Origin of the sequence: Micromonospora sp. KC721 (assembly GCF_004348355.1) — a bacterium.
Lineage (GTDB): Bacteria > Actinomycetota > Actinomycetes > Mycobacteriales > Micromonosporaceae > Micromonospora.
The window spans coordinates 1-859 of record NZ_SMJY01000406.1 but is presented as its reverse complement, the minus strand read 5'-3'; the positions used below and the strand labels follow the sequence as shown (position 1 = coordinate 859).

The 859-nt window shown below is 62.9% G+C and carries 2 protein-coding genes; one reads left to right on the top strand and one right to left on the bottom strand.

Annotated elements, in window-relative coordinates:
- Nucleotides 1-464 (bottom strand): hypothetical protein (locus E1182_RS30685; RefSeq protein WP_132271213.1); only part of this gene is annotated, 464 nt, incomplete at its 3' end.
- Between the two features lie 96 nt (nucleotides 465-560).
- Here E1182_RS30685 and E1182_RS30680 point away from each other — a divergent pair.
- A partial coding sequence (locus tag E1182_RS30680) for a hypothetical protein (protein WP_132271212.1) occupies nucleotides 561-859 on the top strand: 299 nt, incomplete at its 3' end.

The window sequence follows — 859 nt, the reverse complement described above, 5'->3', positions numbered from 1 at the left end:
CGCTGAGAGGCACGCAGAGCCCGCTTGCGACACGCATCGTTGTGGAACCGCTTCGGAAGCCCACCGGAGTGCGTACGGGCTTCCAGGGGCGATCCGCAGCCCTCACAGTTCGGCGCGTCTACCTGGTTCGCTGGCGCGATGTCGGGCGGGTGGCTTACCGTTGTCATCGAGCTTCCCCATTTCTCCATCACGCCAACGGTGAAGTTCACGAGGTGAACCGGGGTGTACATCCCGATCGACTCCGCCGGGTTCTTCGCCCCCGCGTAGCCAACCTTGATCACCTCGTTCTGCACCTTCCCGAAGTTGTCGCGGAACCCGGCCACGACCTGCACGTCCCAGCGAGGAAGACCGTCCTTGGTCGTCTCCTGCTTGTCCCGCGTGCCGAACTCAATCCGGGGCTCCGCGCCCAGGAAGGCAACCGCCTGGAAAGTCGCGGCCTGGTCCACGATGAACGTCTGCGGCATGGTCTGTTCCTCCCAAGGTCTATGCTCTAGCCTTTAGAGCATCGAGTGAAGTCGACTCTAGTCATTAGAGACGAGACCGTCAAGGGAGTAAATCTGATGTCGCAGTCCGCGCCGGTACCCAAGGACCTGGCACAGTGGGTCGAGCAGCAGATCCGCGACCTGACCGATCTCGTAGCGGAGTCGAAGACAGTCAGTGATCATGACACGGATCACCAGTCCCAATGGACCCTCAACCTCTTGGAAGAGCTGTCTCGGGTCGAGACCATCAGCCGGCGGGTTGTCCACCTACTCACCGCGTACGCGCTGCGGAACAGGCTCGCGTCGGCGACCGCCGTGGCGAAAGCCACCGGGGTAACGATCACGGCCGCGCAGAACCGGAACGGGTCCGGACTGGC